We start from the raw sequence: 20,386 nt of genomic DNA, 5'->3' as shown, positions 1-20,386 counted from the left end.
CTAACTCAGCGCCGCCTTCATCATGGCCCTCGCCACCGGTGCCGCCAGCCCGTTCCCGCTGACCTCCGAGCGTGCCGCGTCCGACTGCTCGACCACCACCGCCACGGCCACCTCCTTGCCGTCCGTCTTTCCGTAGGACGTGAACCAGGCGTACGGCGCCTTGCTGTTGTTCTCGCCGTTCTGGGCCGTGCCCGTCTTGCCGCCCACGGTGACGCCGTCGATGAGCGCGTTGGTGCCCGTCCCCTTCTCGACCACCGTCTGCATCGCCGACTGCAGTTGCTCGGCGGTGGAGGAGCTGACGATCCGTGTGGTGGACGCCTCGTCGTCGTAGTCCGCGAGCACGTCACCGCCGCTGTCGGTGATCTGCGCGACCATGTGCGGCGAGACCAGCTCCCCGCCGTTGGAGATCGCGGCCGACACCATGGCCATCTGCAGCGGGGTCGCGGTCACGTCGAACTGGCCGATGCCGGTCAGCGCCGTGGACGACTCGTCCATGCCGGAGGGGTACACGCTCGGGTACGCCCGCACCGGCACGTCCAGGCTGTCGTCGTTGAAGCCGAACTTCTCCGCCATCGCCTTCAGCTTGTCCTGCCCCAGCTGCACGGCCATGTGCGCGAACACGTTGTTGCAGGAGTACTGCAGCGCCACCCGGATCGAGGCGTTCTCACAGGGCGCGGAGGTGTTCTCGTTCTTCAGCACCGTCCGCGTGCCCGGCAGCGTGTACGGGTCCTCGCTGTCCGTCTTCTCGTCCACCGAGGAGTACAGCCCGTCCTCCAGCGCGGCCGCCGCCACCACCAGCTTGAACGTCGAACCCGGTGCCAGCGGCTGCCGCAGCGCCCGGTTGACGAGCGGCTTGTCGGAGTCCGCGTTCAGCTTCTTCCAGGCCGCGCCGGCGGTGTTGGCGTCGGTGAGCGAGGACGGGTCGTACGACGGTGTCGACACGACCGCGAGGATCTTGCCGGTCGTCGGATCGATCGCGACCGCCGCGCCCTTCTTGTCACCGAGCGCCTTGTACGCCGCCTTCTGCACGTCCGGATCGATCGTCGTGATCACGTCGCCCGGGTCGGCGCGCTGGTCGGTGACCGTGTCCATCACGGTCTTCAGCCGGCTGTCCGTCCCGTTGAGCAGGTCGGCGTAGATGCCCTCCAGCTGGGTGGGGGCGTAGGCCTGCGAGGCGTAGCCCGTCACCGCCGCGTACAGCTCGCCGTCGGTGTACGTGCGCTTGTATCTGAGGTCGCCGCCCGAGGTGGCGGCGGAGCCGGTGACGGCCTTCCCGGCCACGATGATGTTCCCGAGCGGCTCCGCGTACGTCTCGATCGCGTTGCGCCGGTTGTCCGTGTCGTCCGCGAGTGCCCGGCCTTCGTAGAACTGCACCCAGGTCGCCCGGATCAGCAGGGCGAACACCAGCAGCAGCGCGAAGACCGAGGCGCGCCTGATCGTCTTGTTCATTGCGATCAGGAAGACGAACGGGGCGAACGGGACCGTTCCCTCCGCCCGGCTTTCTCATCGTATGTTCATCGGGGCGGAAGCCGGTCCTCCAGTCGCAGCACGACCTCGTCGATCTCCTCGCCGCGCGCCGCTGCGTACCCCGTGGCCCGCGCGGTCAGGTGGAACCCGCACTTGCCGAGCACCCGCAGGGAGCCGGCGTTGTCCGCCGCCGCCCGCGCGTACAGGGGCCGCTCCGGCACCTCGGCGAGCAGGGCGCGCAGTGCGGCCGTCGCCACGCCCCGCCCCCAGTAGGCGCGGTCCACCCAGTACGTGACCTCGCGTTCGCCGGGCTCGCCGTAGACCGCCGCGTGCCCGACGACGTCCCCGTCGGCCAGCACCGTACGCACCAGGGCGGAGGACCTGACCCGTTTCCAGTGGGCCTCGAAGGCGGCTCGGTCGGCGGGGTCCTCCGGGGTGAACGCGGCCATCCGAAGGGCCTCGGGGTCGTTCATCTGCCGGTAGAACACCGGCAGATCACTGTCGTGGACCTGGCGCAGGGCGATCTCCATGCCCCAGAGCCTACGTCCGTCCGGCTCAGAGCCGGCGGGTCGCCAGCGTCAGCCGGTCCCGCGCGTCGAACAGGGCGTCCTTCACCAGCTGCTCGTGCGCCGGGGTCAGCCGGGCCACCGGCACCGAGCAGCTGATCGCGTCCCTGGCCGGGGTGCGGTACGGGATCGCCACGCCGAAGCAGCGCAGGCCCAGGGTGTTCTCCTCGCGGTCCACGGCGAAGCCCTGCTCGCGGACCTGGTGCAGCTCCTCGATGAGCTTCTCGCGGTCCGTGATCGTGTGCTCGGTGAGCGCCGGGAGCGTCTCCGGGAGCATCTTGCGGACCTGCTCGTCGGTGTAGGTGCTCAGCAGCGCCTTGCCCAGGGAGGTGGAGTGGGCGGGCAGCCGGCGGCCGACGCGGGTGAAGGGGCGCAGGTAGTGCTGGGACTGGCGGGTGGCGAGGTAGACGACGTTCGTGCCGTCGAGCCGGGCCAGGTGGATGGTCTCCGTCGTGTCGTCCGAGAGCCGGTCCAGGGTCGGCCGGGCCGACGCGACCACCTCGTCGCCGTCGATGTAGGAGGTGCCGACGAGCAGCGCCCGCACGCCGATGCCGTACCGCGTGCCGGTGGCGTCCGTCTCGACCCAGCCCAGATCCACGAGCGTGCGCAGCAGCATGTAGAGGCTCGACTTGGGGTAGCCGACGGCCTCCTGGACCGCCGCGAGGGAGTGCATGCCGGGGCGACCGGCGAAGTATTCGAGCAGCTCAACCGTCCGCACCGCGGACTTGACCTGGGACCCGCCCCCCGTCTCGCCAGCCGACATCGCCCTTGACCCCTTCGTTCGACGAGAAGCTGAAGTTATAGTCTCCAACAGCATATTCACCATGAGAGACGCTGTTCAGTATATCGAACATCCCTGGTGGATGAGCCAGTACCTGACGTGGCCAGTAAGCAAGCGTGGAGGGACCCGCGGTGGCAGCAGCACCAGTCTGGAGTGTCGACCCCCGTACCGGGAAGCAGCGTGAACAGGTTGCGGTGGAGGCCACGGCCCAGGAGGTGGACACCGTGGTCCGCGCCGCGCACGCCGTCCGGGACTCCCTCGCCGACCGCACCGTCCGCGCGGCCTTCCTGCGCACGGCCGCGGACAGGCTGGAGGCGGCCAAGGACCAGCTGGTCGAGGTCGCCGACGCCGAGACCGCGCTCGGCCCGGTACGGCTGAACGGCGAGCTCGCCCGCACCTGCTACCAGCTGCGCGCGTTCGCCGGCATCGTCGACGAGGGCGCCTTCCTCGACGTCGTCATCAACCACCCGGACGACACCGCCACCCCGCCCGTCCCGGACCTGCGCCGCTACAAGGTGCCGCTCGGGGTGGTCGCCGTGTACTCGGCGTCCAACTTCCCCTTCGCCTTCTCCGTCGCCGGCGGCGACACCGCGAGCGCGCTGGCCGCCGGCAACCCCGTCGTCGTCAAGGCGCACCCCGACCACCCGGCGCTGTCCGAACTGGTCGCCAAGGTGCTGCGGACGGCCGCGGCCGCGCACGGCATCCCGGCGGACGTCGTCGGTCTCGTGCACGGCTTCGAGGCGGGCGTCGAGCTGATCAGGCATCCGCTGGTGGCCGCGGCCGGCTTCACCGGGTCCATCCGGGGCGGGCGCGCGCTGTTCGACGCGGCGGCGGCCCGGCCGGTGCCGATCCCCTTCCACGGCGAGCTGGGGTCGCTGAACCCCGTCGTGGTCACCGAGGCGGCCGCCGCCGAGCGAGCGGAGGCCATCGGCGCCGGGCTCGCCGGATCGATGACCCTGGGCGTCGGCCAGTTCTGCGTCAAGCCCGGGCTGGTCCTCGTGCCCTCCGGCGCGGCCGGTGACGGGCTGGTCAAGTCGCTCACGGACGCGGTCAGCGACACCGAGGCCGGCGTCCTGCTCGACCACCGGATGCGGGACAACTTCATCGCCGGGGTCGCCGAGCGCGCGGAGCTTCCCGACGTCGAGTCGCCGGTGACGCCCGGCGCGGGCGGGGAGCACACCGTCAGCGCGGGCTTCCTGACGGTGCCGGCGGCCCGGCTGGCCGCCGAGGGCGAGCACGACCTGCTGCTGGAGGAGTGCTTCGGCCCGGTCACCGTCGTGGCCCGCTACGAGGACGAGGGCGAGGTCAAGGCCGTTCTGTCGCGGCTGCCGGGCAACCTCACGGCGACCGTGCAGCTCTCCGACGACGAGGCCGCCGGACAGGGCCGGGGCGGGGAGATCCTCGCCGAGCTGACGCCGCTGGCGGGCCGGGTCCTGGTGAACGGCTGGCCGACCGGTGTCGCGGTGGCCCCGGCCCAGCACCACGGCGGCCCGTACCCGGCGACCACCTCCACGTCCACCTCCGTGGGCGGGACGGCCATCGAGCGCTGGCTGCGGCCGGTGGTCTACCAGAACGCCCCCGAGGCCCTGCTCCCGCCGGAGCTGCGCGACGACAACCCGCTCGGCCTCCCGCGGCGCCTGGACAACCGCCTCGAACGCTGACCCCCGAGTGGCACGGGGAGAAGGGGGGACTGGGAAACTCTGAGGATGGACGTCGAGCTTCCCGAACTCCCCTTCCCCCTCCGTACCTACGGGCCCGACGGGCACTGGTCCCACGAGGACGGGGTGCTCACCGGGTGGGCGGGCCCCCGGCAGGACCGCTTCGTGCCGCCCACCGGGGAGGGGCTGGAGCCCGCGGCCGACGCGCCCCGGCTGCTCGGGGCGCCCGAGGGCGACTTCCAGCTGATCGCCCGGGTCACGGTCGGCTTCAACTGGGCCTTCGACGCGGGGGTGTTGTACGTCCACGTCGGTGAACGGGCCTGGGCCAAGCTCTGTCTGGAGTACTCCCCGGACGTGGCCACCGTCTGCACGGTCGTCACCCGGGGACACTCCGACGACGCCAACTCCTTCACCGTGGACGGCAGTTCGGTCTGGCTGCGGGTGAGCCGCACCGGCCGCGCCTTCGCCTTCCACGCCTCCCGTGACGGCCGTCGCTGGACCTTCGTCCGGCTGTTCACCCTGGGCGAGGAGAAGGAGACCGGTGCCGCCCTGGTCGGCTTCATGACCCAGTCGCCGATGGGGGAGGGCTGTGTGGTGACGTACGACCACATCGAGTTCCGGGACAGCTGGCCGGACGACCTCAGAGACGGCAGCTAGGGGCCCCTAGGGGGTGTTTCGAAAGTCCCGCACAGCACCCGCGGCGCCCGGCACGCACCCTCGCCGCACCGGCCGAAGACCCAAGTAGCTCCGCTACGAGGGCCTTCGGCCGGCACGCCGAGGGCACGCACCGGACACCGCGGGCACCGCACAGGACTTTCGAAACACCCCCTAAGCCCGGAACGGGGGCCGGGGGACCGGGGGGCGGGGAACCGGAACGGCTGCCTCCCCGTCCTTCGTTGCATGATCGCACACCGCACCCCCGCAGGCCGGGTGATCCGTACCGTCGTGCCCGCCGAGGCCGAGGCCGTCGCGGCGCTGCACGCGCGCGCCCGGGCGACCTACTATCCCGAGGGGACCCCGCAGGACGGCACCGACTGGCTCGCCACCTGGCGCACGGCCATCGAGCGGCCCGACGGCACCGTGCTCTGCGTCGTCGAGCAGGGCAGGATCGTCGGCCTCGCCTCCTTCCGGGTGCCGGAGGACACCGGTGCGGAGACGGTCAAGCTGTTCCAGTTCCACGTCGACCCCGATCACTGGCGCTCCGGCGTCGGCGCGGCCCTGCACACGGCGTGCGTGGAGCAGTGGCGGGCGGACGGCCGTCGTACCGCCGTGCTCGACGTGCACGTCGACAACCGCCGCGCCCAGGCCTTCTACGCACGTCAGGGCTGGTTCCCGGACCCGGAGAACCCGCCCGCCGAGGGAGACCACCACCTGTTCCTGCGCTTCTCCGTGAGCGGGGAATGAACCCCGCTGCTTGAACGTTCATGCACTCGGCGGAGGGAGCCTTCGTCCCCGTACGAGCTGGAGAGAGCCGAGAACATGCGCGTCGAGATCTGGTCGGACATCGCCTGTCCCTGGTGCTACGTGGGCAAGGCCCGCTTCGAGAAGGCGCTCGAGGCCTTCCCGCACCGCGACCGGGTCGAGGTCGTGCACCGTTCCTTCGAGCTCGACCCGGGACGCGCCAAGGGCGACGTCCAGCCGGTGATCACGATGCTCACGCGGAAGTACGGCATGAGCGAGGCGCAGGCGCAGGCCGGTGAGGAGAACCTGGGCGCGCAGGCCGCCGCCGAGGGCCTCGACTACCGCACCCGGGGCCGCGACCACGGCAACACCTTCGACATGCACCGGCTGCTGCACTTCGCCAAGGAGCACGGCCGGCAGGACGCGCTCATCCAGCTTCTCTACCGGGCGAACTTCGCCGAGGAGCGGTCCCTGTTCACCGAGGGCGACGAACGGCTCGTGGAGCTGGCCGTCGAGGCCGGCCTGGACGCCGAGGCCGCCCGCGCGGTGCTCGCCGACCCGGCCGCGTACGCCGACGACGTCCGCGCCGACGAGCGCGAGGCCGCGCAGCTCGGCGCCAACGGGGTGCCCTTCTTCGTGCTCGACCGCGCCTACGGCGTCTCCGGCGCCCAGCCCGCCGAGGTCTTCGCCCAGGCCCTCACCCGGGCCTGGGGCGACCGCTCCCCGCTGACGCTGATCGACGAGGGCGGCGCGCAGGCGTGCGGGCCGGACGGGTGCGCGGTGCCGCAGCACTGAACGCGCAGGCCGGAGCGGATCTATAAGCGTTGCTTGGCACTACCGCGAAGAAATCAGCAATGGACGGGGAGATCCGCGGGCCCCACAGTGGAGGCATGGAGACCTTCGAGAGCCTCGTCCGCGCCGAGTTCACCCCGAAGAACACCTACCTGAACACCGCGAGCAACGGCCTGCTGCCGGCCCGTGCCGTGGCGGCCCTGCACGAGGCCGTCCGGCTGCGGGCCGACGGCCGGCCGCTGGGCCCGCTGTACGCCGACGTGGAGGCGGCCCGTGCCGCCTACGCCCGGCTGGCCGGCGTGCCGGCCGAGCGGGTGGCGGCCGGCGTCTCGGTCGCCGCCCACACCGCGGTGATCGCCGCCTCCCTGCCCGCCGGCGCGGAGGTCCTCACCGCCGAGGACGACTTCGCGTCCGTCCTCAACCCGTTCCACGTCCGCGGCGACCTCAAGGTGCGCGCCGTGCCCCTGGAGCGGATCGCGGAGTCCGTCCGCCCGGGCACCGCGCTCGTCGCGGTCAGCGCGGCGCAGTCCGCCGACGGCCGGATCGCCGACCTGCCCGCCCTGCGCGAGGCGGCCCGGGAGCACGGAGCCCGCACCTACGTCGACTTCTCCCAGGCCGCCGGCTGGCTCGCGATGGACGCCGGCGCGTACGACTACAGCGCCGCGGTCTGCTTCAAGTGGCTGCTCGGCCCGCACGGAGCGGCGTTCCTCGTCGTCCCGGAGGATTTCGGCGGACTGACGCCGGTGCTGGCGGGCTGGGTCGCGGGCGAGCGGCCCTGGGACAGCTGCTACGGCCCCGTGACCGAACTCGCCCACTCCGCACGGCGGTTCGACCTCACCCACGCGCTGTTCACCTACGCCGGCCTGCGCCGCTCCCTGGAACTCGTCGAGGAACTCGGCGTGGACGCCGTCCGCGCCCACGACCTGGCCCTCGCCGACCGCTTCCGCACCGGACTCGCGGCCCTCGGCCACGAGCCGGTGCCCTCGCCCGGCTCCGCGATCGTCTCGGTGCCCGGACTCGGCCACCGCCAGCCCGCCTTGAGCGAGGCGGGCATCGAGGTGTCCGACCGTGCGGGCAACCTGCGCGCCTCCTTCCACCTCTACAACACCCCGGCCGACGTCGACCGCCTGCTGGACGTGCTCTCGGGCTGACGGCCCGCGGCCGGGCGGCCGTGGTTCACCGGACCGGGGTGAAATCCCTCGCCCCGATGAACTCCGGCCGCCGCACGGGGGCCGCGAAGGGCTCGACGGCCGTGTTCTCCACGCTGTTGAACACGATGAAGACATTGCTGCGCGGGTACGGCGTGATGTTGTCGCCGGAGCCGTGCATGCAGTTGCAGTCGAACCAGGTGGCCGAGCCCGCCCGGCCGGTGAACAGCCGGATGCCGTGCTGGCCGGCCAGCGCGGTCAGCGCCTCGTCCGAGGGCGTGCCCGCGTCCTGCATCTGCAGGGACTTCTTGTAGTTGTCCTCGGGCGTGGCGCCCGCGCAGCCCAGGAAGGTCCGGTGCGAACCCGGCATGATCATCAGGCCGCCGTTGGTGTCGAGGTTCTCCGTCAGCGCGATCGACACCGACACCGTCCGCATGTTCGGCAGACCGTCCTCGGCGTGCCAGGTCTCGAAGTCGGAGTGCCAGTAGAAGCCGCCGGCCCCGAAGCCCGGCTTGACGTTGATCCGCGACTGGTGGACGTACACGTCCGAGCCGAGGATCTGCCGGGCCCGCCCGACGACGCGCTCGTCGCGCACCAGGGCCGCGAACACCGGACTCAGCTTGTGCACCTCGAAGACGGAGCGGATCTCCTTGGAGCGGGGCTCGACGATCGACCGCTCGTCCGCCCGGATCTCCGGGTCGGCGACCAGCCGCTCCAGCTCCCGCCGGCAGACGGCGACTTCGTCGTCGCTGATGAGCTGCTCGACGGAGAGGAAGCCGTCGCGCTCGTACGCCTGGAGACCGGCCGCCGGGATCGGGCCCGGGGTGCTGGGGGAGCCCCAGACGACGGGGTCCTGGCGGGGGACGGACACCTCGCTGGTGCCGCGGGTGGGATAGAGATCGGTGACGGTGGTCATGTGACGGTCACACCTCCTCGGGTTCGGTGAGCTCGGGCTCGGTGAGCAGGGGATAGACGCCGTTCTCGTCGTGGTCCTCCCGGCCCGTCACGGGCGGGTTGAACACACAGAGGCAGCGGAAGTCCTCCAGGACACGCAGCGTGTGCCGCTCATGGCCGTCCAGGAGGTACATGGTCCCGGGAGTGATCGAGTGGGTCCTCCCGGTCTCGTGGTCGGTGAGCTCGGCGGCGCCCTCCACACAGACCACGGCCTCGATGTGGTTGGCGTACCACATCGACGTCTCGGTGCCGGCGTACAGAATCGTTTCGTGCAGGGAGAATCCGACGCGTTCCCGGGCGAGCACGATCCGCTTGCTCTCCCAGGTGCCGGACGCGGCCCGCACATGCCGGTCGGTGTTCTCGATGTCCTTGAAGGAACGGACGATCATGGGTCCCTCTCTGCTAGACGGTCTCGCGGACGGCACGGGCGAGCATGCTCAGCCCCTCGTCCAGCTCCTCCGGGGTGATGGTCAGGGCGGGGAGCAGCTTGACGACCTCGCTCTCCGGACCGGAGGTCTCGATCAGCAGCCCCAGCTCGAAGGCGCGCCGCGCGACCCGCGACGCCCGCTCCTTCTCGTGGAACTCCAGGCCCCACACCAGACCGCGTCCCCGGTACTCCTTCACATCGGCGAGGTTCTCCTCGGTGATGGAGATCAGCGCCTGCTCCACCTGCTCGCCGCGCGCCCGGGTCTGCTTCTCCATCGCGGACCCGTCGGCCCAGTACGTCTCCAGGGCGGCCGTCGCCGTCACGAAGGCCGGGTTGTTGCCGCGGAAGGTGCCGTTGTGCTCGCCCGGCTCCCAGATGTCCAGCTCGGGCCGGAACAGGCACAGCGACATCGGCAGGCCGTACCCGCTGATGGACTTGGACACGGTGACGATGTCGGGCGTGACCCCGGCCTCCTCGAAGGAGAAGAAGGCCCCGGTGCGCCCGCATCCCATCTGGATGTCGTCGACGATCAGCAGCATGTCCTGCCGCTCGCACAACTCCTTGAGGGCGCGCAGCCATTCGGGCCGGGCCACGTTGATCCCGCCCTCGCCCTGCACGGTCTCCACGATCACCGCGGCGGGCTTGTTGAGCCCGGACCCCTGGTCCTCGAGCAGCCGCTCGAACCACAGGAAGTCGGGGACGGTCCCGTCGAAGTAGTTGTCGAAGGGCATGGGCGTGCCGTGCACCAGCGGTATCCCGGCCCCGGCCCGCTTGAAGGCGTTGCCGGTGACGGCGAGCGAGCCCAGCGACATCCCGTGGAAGGCGTTGGTGAACGACACGATCGCCTCGCGCCCCTTCACCTTGCGGGCCAGCTTCAGCGCGGACTCCACCGCGTTGGTGCCGGTCGGCCCCGGGAACATGACCTTGTACGGCAGGTCGCGCGGCCGCAGCACCAGTTCCTGGAACGTCTCCAGGAACGACCGCTTGGCGACGGTCGACATGTCGAGGGCGTGGGTGACCCCGTCGCGCAGCAGATAGTCGATCAGCGCCCGTTTCAGCACGGGGTTGTTGTGGCCGTAGTTGAGGGACCCGGCGCCGGCGAAGAAGTCGAGGTACCGGTGGCCGTCCTCGTCGTACATGAGGCTGCCCTGCGCACGGTCGAAGACGGCGGGCCAGCCGCGGCAGTAGCTGCGCACCTCGGACTCGAGGGTCTCGAAGACGCTGAGATCGGGCTGGGTGATGGTCACGACGAATCGCTCCTCGGTGTGGGGGAGGGAGGGGTCAGCGGGCGGGGGAGAGGGGGCCGATGCGGTACAGCACCTCGGGGTCGTGCGGTCCGTCCGGGAACAGTCCGGCCCCGAACAGCACCTCACGGGTGACGTCCGCCCCGTGCCGGGCGGCGTACGAGGTGAACAGCCGCTCCGAGGCGGTGTTCCCCGGCGTGATGGTGGTCTCGACGGCGGTGAGCGGACGCTCGGCGGCGAGCCGTGCCGTCAGCCCGTCGAGCAGCGCGGCGGCGAGACCGCGGCCCCGGTACGCGGCGTCGACGGCCACCTGCCAGACGAGCAGGGTGTGGGGCTCCGCCGGCCGTACGTATCCGGTGACGAAGCCGACCGGCGTGCCGTCCTCGGCGCGCGCCACGGCCGAGGTGCCGGCGAAGTCGCGGCACCACAGCAGATAGCTGTAGGACGAGTTCAGATCCAGGTTTCCGGATTCCTTGGCAATACGCCAGAGTGCGGCCCCGTCCGCCACGGAGGGGCGGTCGATGCGGAGGTCTGCTTGTGCGGCAGTCATGCGGAAGGAACTTACCCAGCGAAATTCAAAAACGCATGGAGAGGGCGTGGGGATTCCGTGGTGCCCCTGGGGCCAGGTGCCGTTATGCGGCTTTTGTGGCGGGTCAAAAGCCGCATAACGGCTCGCTTGTGCAATGCGTCACGCACATGTAATCGGTCGGAAATCTTCTGCGTTTAACCGCGGGCGATCCGGGCAGAAGAACTTGGGAAAGCTATCCTGGAGCGGAATTGAATGAGTAACGGTGAATTCAGGCTCCGATAACCCCGTCGATACGCTCCCGGAGAATGTCCGCGTGACCGTTGTGCCGGGCGTACTCCTCGACGAGGTGAATGAGCACCCAGCGCAGACTGACCACGGCCCCGGCCATCGGCCCGTCGGTGATCCGCCCGGTCTCCTCCGGCGACCGCCCGGCGATCAGCTCGCGACCCCGCGCGACCTCCCGCCGCCAGATGTCCAGGGCCTCGCCGAGCCCCCGCTCCGGGTGCAGGGCGTACCCGGTCTCCTCCTCGAAGACCAGCGGCACGTCGAGACCGGCGAACACCCGCTGGAACCAGTTCCGCTCCACCTCGGCGAGGTGCTGGACCAGCCCGAGCAGGGTCAGTGCGGACGGCGCCGCCGAGGCCGTCCGCACCTGCTCGTCGTCCAGCCCCGCGCACTTCAGTTCCAGCGTGGCCCGGTGGAAGTCCAACCAGCTTTCCAGCATGGGAAGTTCCTCACCGGTCAGCAGGGGGACCGGGCGGCCGTCGGGAAGCTTCTGGGGCGTGTCGTTGCTCATCCGGCGAGCATGTCACGCGCCGTCGGCACAGCCCCGACGGCAGGGTCCCGGGGTGCTGTCGGCGGGGTCCCGGGACGGTGCTCCCGGGGTGGTGGTCCCGGGGAGCAAGGGCTACGCCCACGCCTCTTCCGCCGCGCGCAGCGCTCCCGCCACGTCCACGTCCAGCCCCTTCTCCGCCAGCGCGGCGCCCAGCGCCACCAGGCTGCCCCGCACCGCACCGGGTGCCGCGGCCGCGCCGTAGTGGTTGACCCGGATCATCTCCTTGGCCAGTGCGCCCCCGCCCGCCGCCAGCGGCAGGGCGGGGTCCATCGCCAGCGCCCGGGCCACCAGCTCCGACGCCGGCACCTCCGAGGGCGCCCTCAGCGTGGTGGCGACCGGCGCCGCCTCCGCCGCCTCGTACACGTAGGGCTCCAGCCCCCCGCCCAGCGCCGCCGCCCCCGCGCGGGTCGCCGCCGCGGCGGCCGCGTGCCGGCCCATCACGGTGTCCAGCCCCTCCGCCTCGATCCGCCGCACACACGCCTCCAGTGCCAGCATCTCCAGCTGCGCCGGTGCGTGCGGCAGCGCCGCGCGGCCCCCGTCGACCCACCGCTCCTTCCAGTCCAGCAGGGAGAGGTACGAGCGGCGCGGCGCCCTCGGGTTGGCCGCCATCCGCGCCCAGGCCCGCTCGCTCACCGACACCGCCGACACGCCCGCGGGCCCGCCCATCGCCTTCTGGGCGCCGATCACGCACAGGTCCACACCCCACGCGTCCGGCAGCACCGGCTCGGCCCCGACGGAGGCCACGGCGTCCAGGTAGAACAGCGCGCCCCGCTCCCGCACCACCTCGCCGATCTCGGCCACCGGGTTCGTGTTGCCGGTCGCCGCCTCCGCGTGCACCAGCGAGACGAAGTCGATCTCCGGGTGCTCGGCGAAGGCGTCCCGGATCCGCGCGGCCGAGACGGCCGTGTGGAAGGGCACCGCCAGATCGATCACCGTGGCGCCGCAGTCCCGCAGCCAGTCGCCGAAGGTCTGGCCGTAGGGGCCGGTGATGACGTTCAGCGCGGTCGTGCCGGGGCCGGCGGTCCCCCGGATCGCCCCCTCCAGCGGTAGCAGCGCCTCCCCCTGCATGATCACGACGTCCTGCTCGGTGCCCAGCAGCCGCGCGACCCGGTCCTCGATCGACGCGAAGCGAGCGGCACTCAGCGGGGCCAGGTCCAGGAACGGGTGCGTCACGGCGGTGCTCTCTCTTCACTCAGGGGGTAGAGGTCACGAGAGTAACCGGCAGACCCCGCACGACCCTTCCGACTACCGCCCCCCACTCCCGGCGATGACTTCTTAGGTCAGACCGCCTCGCAGCCATCGGATTGGTTTGAGACACCCAAACTTCTCCTTATAATCGGAACCCACAGTTCCCTTACAGGAAGGCCCGCCGTGAACACGCTCCCCGGGCGACGGACCCGCATCCTGGCCGCCACCACCGCGACGGCCGGGCTGATGCTCGTGGCCGCCTGTACCTCCAGCGACGGCGGAGGCAGCGGCTCCAAGACCGCGGCGGGAGGGGTCGAGCTCGTCAAGGCCGGCCGGCTCACCACCTGCACCCACCTGCCCTACCCGCCCTTCCAGTCGGAGATCGACGGCAAGGTGCAGGGCTTCGACGTCTCGCTGATCGACCTCGTCGCCGAGGACCTCGGCGTGAAGCAGCAGATCCTCGACACGCCCTTCGAGAACTTCAAGACCGGCGCGTTCCTCAACTCCGGCGAGTGCGACCTGGCCGCGGCCGGCATGACCATCACCGAGGAGCGCAAGAAGAACGTCGACTTCTCCGACCCGTACTTCGACGCCACCCAGGCCGTCCTGGTCGACAAGGACGCCGGCGTCGGCTCCCTGGCCGAGGTGAAGTCCGAGAAGGTCAAGCTGGGCGCCCAGGCCCAGACCACCGGCGAGGACTACGCCAAGAGCCAGGGCTTCGACCCGGTCTCCTTCGAGTCCTCCGACGCCGTCCTCAACGGCCTGCGCACCGGGCAGGTCAAGGCCGTGATCATCGACTACCCGGTCGTCCAGGGCTGGCTGAAGGACAAGGCCAACGCCGACGCCTTCAAGGTCGTCGACAACCTCAACACCGGTGAGCAGTACGGCTTCACGGTGAAGAAGGGCAACACCGAGCTTCTCGCCGCCGTGAACAAGGCGCTCGCCGACGCGAAGGCCGACGGCACGTACAAGAAGCTGTACGAGAAGTGGATCGGCCCCTACGACGAGTCGGCCGCGTCGCCCTCCGCGTCATGACCGGAACCGGCGTGGACCTCCAGCCCCGCAAGAAGGGCCTGACCAGGCGCCAGAAGCGGCGGCTCTCGCGCGGCGCCCAGTACGTCGTCTTCGTCGCGGCCGTGATCGCCTTCGCGGTCTCGGCCGACTGGGACCGGCTGAAGAACCAGTTCGCCCAGGGCGACATCGCGCGGCAGATGTTCCCCGACGTCATCACGCTGGCGCTGAAGAACACCGTGCTGTACACGCTGTCCGGCTTCGCCGTCGGACTCGTGCTCGGCATGGTGATCGCGCTGATGCGGCTGTCGTCGGTGGGGCCCTACCGCTGGTTCGCCGGCGTCTACATCGAGATCTTCCGCGGTCTGCCCGCCCTGCTGATCTTCATCTTCATCGGCGTGGCCGTCCCGCTGGCCTTCCCGGGCACGGAGATCGTCGGCGGCACCTACGGCAAGGTCGCCCTCGCGCTCGGCCTGGTGGCGGCCGCGTACATGGCGGAGACGATCCGCGCGGGTATCCAGGCCGTGCCGAAGGGGCAGCTGGAGGCGGCCCGCTCGCTGGGCTTCTCGCCCGCCCGGGCCATGGTCTCGATCATCATCCCGCAGGCGTTCCGGATCATCCTGCCGCCGCTCACCAACGAGCTGGTCCTGCTGTTCAAGGACTCCTCGCTGGTGCTGTTCCTCGGGGTCACCCTGGAGGAGCGAGAACTGTCCAAGTACGGGCGCGACCTGGCCAGCCAGACCGCCAACTCCACGCCGATCCTGGTCGCCGGGCTGTGCTACCTGCTGGTGACCATCCCGCTCGGCTTCGTCGTGCGCCGCATGGAGGCCAAGGCCCAGGAGGCCGTGCGATGAGCCGACCGGAGATCCAGGTCAGGGACCTGCACAAGTCGTTCGGCGCCAACGAGGTCCTGCGGGGCATCGACCTGGAGATCGGCCAGGGCGAGGTCGTCTGTGTGATCGGGCCGTCCGGCTCGGGCAAGTCGACCCTGCTGCGGTGCGTCAACCTCCTGGAGGAGCCGACCAAGGGCCAGGTCTTCGTCGGCGGCACCGAGGTCACCGACCCGGACGTCGACATCGACGCCGTACGCCGCCGTATCGGCATGGTGTTCCAGCAGTTCAACCTCTTCCCGCACCTGTCGGTGACCGAGAACCTCACGCTCCCGCAGCGCCGGGTGCTCCGGCGCGACAGGGCGACCGCCGCGAAGGTGGCCGCCGAGAACCTGGAGCGCGTGGGCCTGTCCGAGAAGGCGGACGCCTACCCCTCCTCGCTCTCCGGCGGCCAGCAGCAGCGGGTCGCGATCGCCCGGGCGCTCGCCATGGGGCCCGAGGTGATGCTGTTCGACGAACCGACCTCGGCGCTCGACCCGGAGCTGGTGGGGGACGTCCTGGCCGTCATGCGCATGCTCGCGCACGAGGGCATGACCATGATGGTCGTCACGCACGAGATGACCTTCGCCCGCGAGGTGGCCGACCGGGTCGTCTTCATGGACGGCGGAGTGATCGTCGAGGACGGCACCCCCGCCCAGGTCATCGGCGCCCCCCGGCACGAACGCACCCGCCACTTCCTCTCCCGCCTGCTCGACCCCGCGATGGCGGACGTGGAGGAGGAGACCTCCGACCAGGTGGGCGGGAGCGACTAGCCGGTCACTAGGGTGCGGTACATGAGCGATCAGGCGGTGCTGCACGTGAAGGGCCGGGTCCTCGCCGGACCCGACGACATCCGCGACGAGCTGTGGGTCGTCGACGGCCGGATCTCCTACGACCGTCCCGTCGGCGCCCGCGACGTGCGGAGCGTGACGGGCTGGGCGCTGCCCGGCCTCGTCGACGCCCACTGCCATGTGGGCCTGGGGCCGGACGGCCCGGTGGACGCGGACGTCGCCGAGAAGCAGGCACTGACCGACCGGGAGGCCGGCACCCTGCTGATCCGCGACGCCGGCTCGCCCTCCGACACCCGCTGGGTGGACGAGCGCGAGGACCTCCCGAAGATCATCCGGGCCGGCCGGCACATCGCCCGCACCCGCCGCTACATCCGCGGCTACGCCCACGAGATCGAGCCCGCCGACCTGGTGGCGTACGTCGCCCGGGAAGCCCGGCGGGGCGACGGCTGGGTCAAGCTGGTCGGCGACTGGATCGACCGCGAGGTGGGCGACCTGGCCCCCAGCTGGCCCCGGGAGGCGGCCGAGGCGGCCATCGCCGAGGCGCACCGCCTCGGTGCCCGGGTCACCGCGCACTGCTTCGCCGAGAACTCCCTGCGCGACCTCGTCGAGTCGGGCATCGACTGCATCGAGCACGCGACGGGCCTGACCGAGGACCTGATCCCGCTGTTCGCCGAGCGCGGCGTCGCGATCGTGCCGACGCTCGTCAACATCGCGACCTTCCCGCGGCTCGCGGCGAACGGCGAGGCCAAGTTCCCGCGCTGGTCCGTCCATATGCGCCGGCTCCACGAGCGCCGCTACGACACCGTCCGGTCCGCGTACGACGCCGGCATCCCGGTCTTCGTCGGCACGGACGCGGGCGGCACCCTTCCGCACGGCCTCGTGGCCGCGGAGGTGGCGGAGCTGGTGACGGCGGGGATCCCGCCCCGGGAGGCGCTCTCGGCGACCACGTGGGGCGCGCGCGCCTGGCTCGGGCGCCCGGGGCTCGACGAGGGCGCCCCCGCCGACCTCGTCGTCTACGAGGCGGACCCGCGCGCCGACGTCCGCGTGCTCGCGGCACCTCGCCGGGTGGTCGTGAACGGGAAGGTCCGGGGCTGAGGGAGCCGTCGCCCCGGTGGCCGCGGGAACGTGCGTGCCGGGTGATTCGAATGCCTGCGCGGAAATCTCACGATGGGGTGAACTCCGGTCAGCTCGCTGACCGTTCACCCCTCGTACGCGATTCTTGCGGGGTCCCGAAGCATCTCTTCTGGGGGTCCCACCCATGAGCACCGTGCACGTCCGCATGCCCGCACGCCGTCTCGCCGTCGTCGCGGCGGCCACCGCGCTGGCCACCGGCCCCGCCGCCCTCGCCGGCGCGGGTCCGGCGCACGGGGCCGACGGCCGGGGCGGCGCGAGCGCGGCCGTCCTGCGCACCGGCCTCGACGTCGCCCTCGTCGACGAAGCAGCCGAGGTGCCGCTCGCCGTCGCCCTCAACGAGGTGCGGGCACCGCGGAGCGCCGCGAAGACCGCGCTGACGACCCGGTTGGACGGCGTCGACGGCGGTCAGCCCTTCAGCGTCCTGCGCGCCGACGTCGCGGAGGCGAAGGCCGTCGTCGACGACGCGAAGGCCGAGGCGTCCACCCGCCTCGCCCACGCCCGGCTGCACGTCCCCGGTCTGCCGCTGCTCTCCCTGATCGAGATCGACGCGCTCACCTCCCGGGCGACCTGCGCGGCAGGGAAGACCCCGGTCGCCACCTCCGCCCTGCCCGGCGCCGTGACGGTGTTCGGCAGGAAGGTCTCGGTGAGCGCCGGCGGCCCGGTCGAAGTCGAGGTGCCCGGCGTCGGCGAGGTCCGGCTCGACCTGTCCCGGCGTGAGGTCACCTCCCGCACGGCCGCCGCGACCGCTCTCCGGCTCACCGTCCGGGTGAACCCGCTGAAGATGAACGTCGCCGAGATCACCGGCACCCTGACCCTGGCCGAGGCACGCTGCGAGACCCCGCCCGCCTCCGAGGAGCCGGCCGGGTCGCGGGCGACACCCGAGGCCGACGTCAGGCCGCAGTCCGCCCCCGCCGGGGCCGACCTCGCCCGGACCGGCGGCAGCCCGCTCACCCGCTACCTCGCGGGCGGGGCGGTGGCGCTGCTGGCGGCCGGCGCGGCGGTGATCGCGGCGGCCCGGCGTCGCAATTAGCCCTGCGCGCGGCTGCCGGACGGGGGAAGAACCCTGCGCGTCCCCGTGGGCGCCCCGGAGCGGATGCCGCTGCCTGGCGGCCGGCGGCCCGGTGGCGTGACCGGGTTTGCGTGCGGCTGCTGGGTGGGGGGAGGGAGCCGGCGCGTCGCGGGCGACGGCCCGGCGTCGTAACCGGGGCCGCGTGTGGTTGCTCCGGGCGAGGGGAGGGAGTTGGCGCGTCCTGGGTGGCGCTCCGGGGCGGTGGCGGTGCTTGGCGGCCGGTGGGCCGGTGGGGTGACCGGGTCTGCGGGTGGTTGCTGGGTTGGGGGCAGGGAGCCGGCGCGTCGCGGGCGGCGCCCTGGGGCGGTTGCCGCTGCTTGGCGGCCGGCGGGCTGGTGGTGTGACTGGGTCCGCGTGCGGCTGCTGGGCGAGGGGAGGGAGTTGGCGCGTCCTGGGTGGCGCTCCGGGGCGGTGCCGCTGCTTGGCGGCCGGTGGGCCGGTGGTGTGACCGGGTCTGCGGGTGGTTGCTGGGTGGGGGGAGGGAGCCGGCGCGTCGCGGGCGGCGGCCCGGGGCGGGGGCCGGTGCTCAGCGGTGGGACAGTGTCATCGCCCGGTCCAGCGCCTGGAGGAACGAGTTGACCGTCGCCCGGTCCCGCACCGCCAGCCGCAGCCAGTCCTCGTCGAGCCCGGGGAAGGTGTCCCCGCGCCGGACCGCGAACCCCAGGTCCCGCAGATGCCGGCGCACGGCGGCCGCACGCGGGAGCCGGACGAGGACGAACGGGCCCTCGGCGGGCCCCGCGACCCGCACCCCGTCGGCGGCGAACTCCTCCAGACCGGCGACGAGATGGGCCCGGTCCGTGGCGGCGCGATGCGCGGCATGGGCCGCCTCCGCCAGCGCCCGGGGCGACACGCACACCTCGGCCGCGGCCAGCGCCGGCGTGGACACCGGCCACAGCGGCTGAGCCCGCTCCAGCTCGGCGATCGTCTCCGGGGCGGCGAGGACGTACCCGATCCGCAGCCCGGCCAGACCCCAGGTCTTCGTGAGACTGCGCAGCACGACGAGACCGGGTACGTCCGTGCGCCCGGCGAGGCTCTCGCGCTCGCCGGGCACCGCGTCCATGAACGCCTCGTCGACCACCAGCGTCCGCCCGGCCCGGGCCAGCCGCGCGATCGTCTCCGCCGGATGCAGCACCGAGGTGGGATTGGTCGGGTTGCCGATCACCACCAGGTCGGCGTCCTCGGGAACCGCCGCCGGATCCAGCCGGAAGCCGTCCCCGGCCCGCAGCACCACCCGGTCCACACTGTGCCCGGCGTCCCGCAGCGCCGCCTCCGGTTCCGTGAACTGCGGGTGCACCACCACGGGCCGCCGGACCTTCAGCGCCCGCGCGAGCAGCACGAACGCCTCCGCGGCGCCCGCCGTCAGCAGCACCCGTGCCACCGGCAGCCCGTGCCGCGCCGCCACCGCCGCCCGCGCGGCCCGCCCGTCCGGGTAGGCCGCGAGGCCGGTCAGGGACGCGGCGATGTGCTCGCGCAGCCAGCGCGGCGGCGTGTCCGCGCGGACGTTCACCGCGAGATCGACGAGCGCCGAGCCGTCGTCCCGCACCTCGGCGTCCCCGTGGTGGCGCAGGTCGTGCCCGTCAGTGCGCATGGGCATGTCCGCCGTGATGGTGGTGCCCGTGGTGGTGGTGACCGTGGTGGTGGTGACCGTCCTCGTCCGGGTGGAAGTGCGGCTGCTGCGGCTGCCCCACCTTGTCCTCGAACCCGGGCAGCGCGATCCGGTACACGCACGAGTCGCAGTTCATCCGCAGATCGCCCTCGACCGCCTCCCGGTACCGCTCCATCACCAGGTCGAGCAGCTCCGGCTCGGGCCCGATGACGTCCGCCGACCGCACCTCCGCCTCCGGGTGCGCGGCGGCCCACCCCTCGGTCTGCTGCCGCACCCGCTCCGGGAGGATGCCGGTGAACAGGAAGTAGGGCAGCACGACGATCCGGCGCGCCCCCAGCCGCACACAGCGGTCCAGGCCGCTCGGCACGTCCGGCGCGGCCAGCGACACGAACGCCGTCTCCACGCTCGCGTACCCGCGGCCCTCCCACAGCAGCCGCGCCGCCTTGTACACCTCGGCGTTGGCGTCCGGGTCCGTGGAGCCGCGCCCGACCAGCAGCACGGTGACGTCGGAGCGGTCCTCGGGCGAGCGCCCGGAGGAGCCCAGCGCCTCGTCGAGACGCCGCTCCAGGACCGAGAGCAGCGCCGGGTGCGGACCCAGCGGACGGCCGTAGGTGTACGAGATCCCCGCGTGCCGTTCCTTCTCACGGGCCAGCGCCGCCGGGATGTCTCCCTTGGCGTGCCCGGCGGACACCAGCATCAGCGGCACGGCGGCGAACCTGCGCACCCCACGCTCCACCAGCTCGGTCACGGCCTCGCCCAGCGGGGGCGGGGAGAGCTCGATGAAGCCGCCCGCGACGGGCAGTTCGGGGTGGCGGCGGCCCAGCTCCCGTACGAAGGCGCGGAACGCCTCGGCTCCGGCGTCGTCCCGGGTGCCGTGGCCGGCGATGAGCAGGGCGGGCGGCGGGGTGGTCACGGT

At 72.2% G+C, this 20,386-nt stretch carries 21 protein-coding genes; 10 read left to right on the top strand and 11 right to left on the bottom strand.

All coding sequences use genetic code 11. The features are described from left to right. The 3 genes from ACFY2L_RS00490 to ACFY2L_RS00480 all read right to left on the bottom strand — a co-directional run bounded on the left by ACFY2L_RS00490 (position 1) and on the right by ACFY2L_RS00480 (position 2,796). The gene (locus tag ACFY2L_RS00490; protein WP_390821146.1) at positions 1-1,449 is read right to left on the bottom strand and encodes a peptidoglycan D,D-transpeptidase FtsI family protein; all 1,449 of its coding nucleotides are present in this window, start codon (positions 1,447-1,449) and stop codon (positions 1-3) included. A 65-nt stretch (positions 1,450-1,514) separates the two neighbouring features. Next, positions 1,515-1,997: a GNAT family N-acetyltransferase gene (locus ACFY2L_RS00485; RefSeq protein WP_390656077.1), complete on the bottom strand. Its 483-nt coding sequence runs from the start codon at positions 1,995-1,997 to the stop codon at positions 1,515-1,517. A 25-nt stretch (positions 1,998-2,022) separates the two neighbouring features. Beyond that, entirely contained in the window at positions 2,023-2,796 is a 774-nt protein-coding gene (locus tag ACFY2L_RS00480) for an IclR family transcriptional regulator (protein ID WP_390821144.1), read from the bottom strand. Between the two features lie 149 nt (positions 2,797-2,945). On the opposite strand from ACFY2L_RS00480, the gene ACFY2L_RS00475 reads away from it, so the two are divergent. The 5 genes from ACFY2L_RS00475 to ACFY2L_RS00455 all read left to right on the top strand — a co-directional run bounded on the left by ACFY2L_RS00475 (position 2,946) and on the right by ACFY2L_RS00455 (position 7,816). Then, positions 2,946-4,475, top strand: coding sequence for an aldehyde dehydrogenase (NADP(+)) (locus ACFY2L_RS00475; RefSeq protein ID WP_390656079.1), 1,530 nt, complete (start codon positions 2,946-2,948; stop codon positions 4,473-4,475). A 45-nt stretch (positions 4,476-4,520) separates the two neighbouring features. After that, a complete protein-coding gene (locus ACFY2L_RS00470) occupies positions 4,521-5,129 on the top strand; it encodes a DUF1349 domain-containing protein (protein WP_390656080.1) in 609 nt (202 codons plus the stop codon). Positions 5,130-5,372: 243 nt separating this feature from the next. Then, positions 5,373-5,876 carry a GNAT family N-acetyltransferase gene (locus tag ACFY2L_RS00465; protein ID WP_390821143.1) on the top strand — a complete coding sequence of 168 codons (504 nt, stop codon included), beginning with the start codon at positions 5,373-5,375 and terminating at the stop codon, positions 5,874-5,876. 75 nt (positions 5,877-5,951) lie between these two features. Beyond that, positions 5,952-6,668, top strand: a complete 717-nt coding sequence (locus tag ACFY2L_RS00460) for a DsbA family oxidoreductase (protein WP_390656082.1) — start codon at positions 5,952-5,954, stop codon at positions 6,666-6,668. 95 nt (positions 6,669-6,763) lie between these two features. Beyond that, positions 6,764-7,816: an aminotransferase class V-fold PLP-dependent enzyme gene (locus ACFY2L_RS00455; RefSeq protein ID WP_390656083.1), complete on the top strand. Its 1,053-nt coding sequence runs from the start codon at positions 6,764-6,766 to the stop codon at positions 7,814-7,816. A 25-nt stretch (positions 7,817-7,841) separates the two neighbouring features. On the opposite strand, the gene thpD is transcribed toward ACFY2L_RS00455, so the two are convergent. The 6 genes from thpD to ACFY2L_RS00425 all read right to left on the bottom strand — a co-directional run bounded on the left by thpD (position 7,842) and on the right by ACFY2L_RS00425 (position 12,975). Beyond that, positions 7,842-8,729 carry an ectoine hydroxylase gene (gene thpD / locus ACFY2L_RS00450; protein WP_390821142.1) on the bottom strand — a complete coding sequence of 296 codons (888 nt, stop codon included), beginning with the start codon at positions 8,727-8,729 and terminating at the stop codon, positions 7,842-7,844. A gap of 7 nt (positions 8,730-8,736) precedes the next feature. Next, positions 8,737-9,156, bottom strand: a complete 420-nt coding sequence (locus ACFY2L_RS00445) for an ectoine synthase (RefSeq protein WP_390656085.1) — start codon at positions 9,154-9,156, stop codon at positions 8,737-8,739. Between the two features lie 13 nt (positions 9,157-9,169). Continuing rightward, positions 9,170-10,441, bottom strand: a complete 1,272-nt coding sequence (ectB, locus tag ACFY2L_RS00440) for a diaminobutyrate--2-oxoglutarate transaminase (protein WP_390656086.1) — start codon at positions 10,439-10,441, stop codon at positions 9,170-9,172. A gap of 34 nt (positions 10,442-10,475) precedes the next feature. Beyond that, positions 10,476-10,988: a diaminobutyrate acetyltransferase gene (gene ectA, locus ACFY2L_RS00435; RefSeq protein WP_390656087.1), complete on the bottom strand. Its 513-nt coding sequence runs from the start codon at positions 10,986-10,988 to the stop codon at positions 10,476-10,478. Between the two features lie 247 nt (positions 10,989-11,235). Then, positions 11,236-11,763, bottom strand: coding sequence for a DinB family protein (locus ACFY2L_RS00430; RefSeq protein ID WP_390821141.1), 528 nt, complete (start codon positions 11,761-11,763; stop codon positions 11,236-11,238). A 111-nt stretch (positions 11,764-11,874) separates the two neighbouring features. Continuing rightward, on the bottom strand, positions 11,875-12,975 hold the full coding sequence (locus tag ACFY2L_RS00425) for a pyridoxal-phosphate-dependent aminotransferase family protein (protein WP_390656089.1): 1,101 nt from the start codon (positions 12,973-12,975) through the stop codon (positions 11,875-11,877). A 198-nt stretch (positions 12,976-13,173) separates the two neighbouring features. Between ACFY2L_RS00425 and ACFY2L_RS00420 the strand changes: the two genes are divergently transcribed. From ACFY2L_RS00420 to ACFY2L_RS00400, 5 genes are all read left to right on the top strand, one after another. Beyond that, a complete protein-coding gene (locus ACFY2L_RS00420; protein ID WP_390821140.1) occupies positions 13,174-14,025 on the top strand; it encodes a transporter substrate-binding domain-containing protein in 852 nt (283 codons plus the stop codon). After that, complete coding sequence (locus tag ACFY2L_RS00415) at positions 14,022-14,855, top strand: amino acid ABC transporter permease (protein WP_390821139.1); 834 nt, start codon at positions 14,022-14,024, stop codon at positions 14,853-14,855. The genes ACFY2L_RS00420 and ACFY2L_RS00415 overlap by 4 nt, the downstream gene beginning before the upstream one ends. After that, entirely contained in the window at positions 14,852-15,643 is a 792-nt protein-coding gene (locus ACFY2L_RS00410) for an amino acid ABC transporter ATP-binding protein (RefSeq protein ID WP_390656092.1), read from the top strand. Before ACFY2L_RS00415 ends, ACFY2L_RS00410 begins: the two co-directional genes overlap by 4 nt. Before the next feature lie 21 nt (positions 15,644-15,664). Further along, on the top strand, positions 15,665-16,756 hold the full coding sequence (locus tag ACFY2L_RS00405) for an amidohydrolase family protein (RefSeq protein WP_390821138.1): 1,092 nt from the start codon (positions 15,665-15,667) through the stop codon (positions 16,754-16,756). A gap of 163 nt (positions 16,757-16,919) precedes the next feature. Beyond that, a complete protein-coding gene (locus tag ACFY2L_RS00400; RefSeq protein WP_390821137.1) occupies positions 16,920-17,825 on the top strand; it encodes an SCO1860 family LAETG-anchored protein in 906 nt (301 codons plus the stop codon). 565 nt (positions 17,826-18,390) lie between these two features. Here ACFY2L_RS00400 and cobC read toward each other — a convergent pair. Together cobC and ACFY2L_RS00390 are read right to left on the bottom strand one after the other, a co-directional pair. Further along, a complete protein-coding gene (gene cobC, locus ACFY2L_RS00395) occupies positions 18,391-19,452 on the bottom strand; it encodes an Rv2231c family pyridoxal phosphate-dependent protein CobC (RefSeq protein ID WP_390821680.1) in 1,062 nt (353 codons plus the stop codon). Next, positions 19,442-20,383, bottom strand: coding sequence for a sirohydrochlorin chelatase (locus ACFY2L_RS00390; protein WP_390821136.1), 942 nt, complete (start codon positions 20,381-20,383; stop codon positions 19,442-19,444). Before ACFY2L_RS00390 ends, cobC begins: the two co-directional genes overlap by 11 nt. Between the last annotated feature and the right edge of the window lie 3 nt (positions 20,384-20,386).

It is taken from the genome of Streptomyces sp. NPDC001381 (genome assembly GCF_042895685.1).
Classification (GTDB): Bacteria; Actinomycetota; Actinomycetes; order Streptomycetales; family Streptomycetaceae; genus Streptomyces.
This window is presented reverse-complemented; position numbering and strand designations above follow the sequence as displayed.

Excerpts from the sequence above, each read along its gene's own strand:
- ACFY2L_RS00490 (WP_390821146.1), bottom strand. The coding sequence starts at position 1,449 with ATGAACAAGACGATCAGGCGCGCCTCGGTCTTCGCGCTGCTGCTGGTG.
- ACFY2L_RS00485 (WP_390656077.1), bottom strand. The coding sequence starts at position 1,997 with ATGGAGATCGCCCTGCGCCAGGTCCACGACAGTGATCTGCCGGTGTTC.
- ACFY2L_RS00480 (WP_390821144.1), bottom strand. The coding sequence starts at position 2,796 with ATGTCGGCTGGCGAGACGGGGGGCGGGTCCCAGGTCAAGTCCGCGGTG.
- ACFY2L_RS00470 (WP_390656080.1), top strand. The coding sequence starts at position 4,521 with ATGGACGTCGAGCTTCCCGAACTCCCCTTCCCCCTCCGTACCTACGGG.
- ACFY2L_RS00465 (WP_390821143.1), top strand. The coding sequence starts at position 5,373 with ATGATCGCACACCGCACCCCCGCAGGCCGGGTGATCCGTACCGTCGTG.
- ACFY2L_RS00460 (WP_390656082.1), top strand. The coding sequence starts at position 5,952 with ATGCGCGTCGAGATCTGGTCGGACATCGCCTGTCCCTGGTGCTACGTG.
- ACFY2L_RS00455 (WP_390656083.1), top strand. The coding sequence starts at position 6,764 with ATGGAGACCTTCGAGAGCCTCGTCCGCGCCGAGTTCACCCCGAAGAAC.
- thpD (WP_390821142.1), bottom strand. The coding sequence starts at position 8,729 with ATGACCACCGTCACCGATCTCTATCCCACCCGCGGCACCAGCGAGGTG.
- ACFY2L_RS00445 (WP_390656085.1), bottom strand. The coding sequence starts at position 9,156 with ATGATCGTCCGTTCCTTCAAGGACATCGAGAACACCGACCGGCATGTG.
- ectA (WP_390656087.1), bottom strand. The coding sequence starts at position 10,988 with ATGACTGCCGCACAAGCAGACCTCCGCATCGACCGCCCCTCCGTGGCG.
- ACFY2L_RS00430 (WP_390821141.1), bottom strand. The coding sequence starts at position 11,763 with ATGAGCAACGACACGCCCCAGAAGCTTCCCGACGGCCGCCCGGTCCCC.
- ACFY2L_RS00415 (WP_390821139.1), top strand. The coding sequence starts at position 14,022 with ATGACCGGAACCGGCGTGGACCTCCAGCCCCGCAAGAAGGGCCTGACC.
- ACFY2L_RS00410 (WP_390656092.1), top strand. The coding sequence starts at position 14,852 with ATGAGCCGACCGGAGATCCAGGTCAGGGACCTGCACAAGTCGTTCGGC.
- ACFY2L_RS00405 (WP_390821138.1), top strand. The coding sequence starts at position 15,665 with ATGAGCGATCAGGCGGTGCTGCACGTGAAGGGCCGGGTCCTCGCCGGA.
- ACFY2L_RS00400 (WP_390821137.1), top strand. The coding sequence starts at position 16,920 with ATGAGCACCGTGCACGTCCGCATGCCCGCACGCCGTCTCGCCGTCGTC.
- cobC (WP_390821680.1), bottom strand. The coding sequence starts at position 19,452 with ATGCGCACTGACGGGCACGACCTGCGCCACCACGGGGACGCCGAGGTG.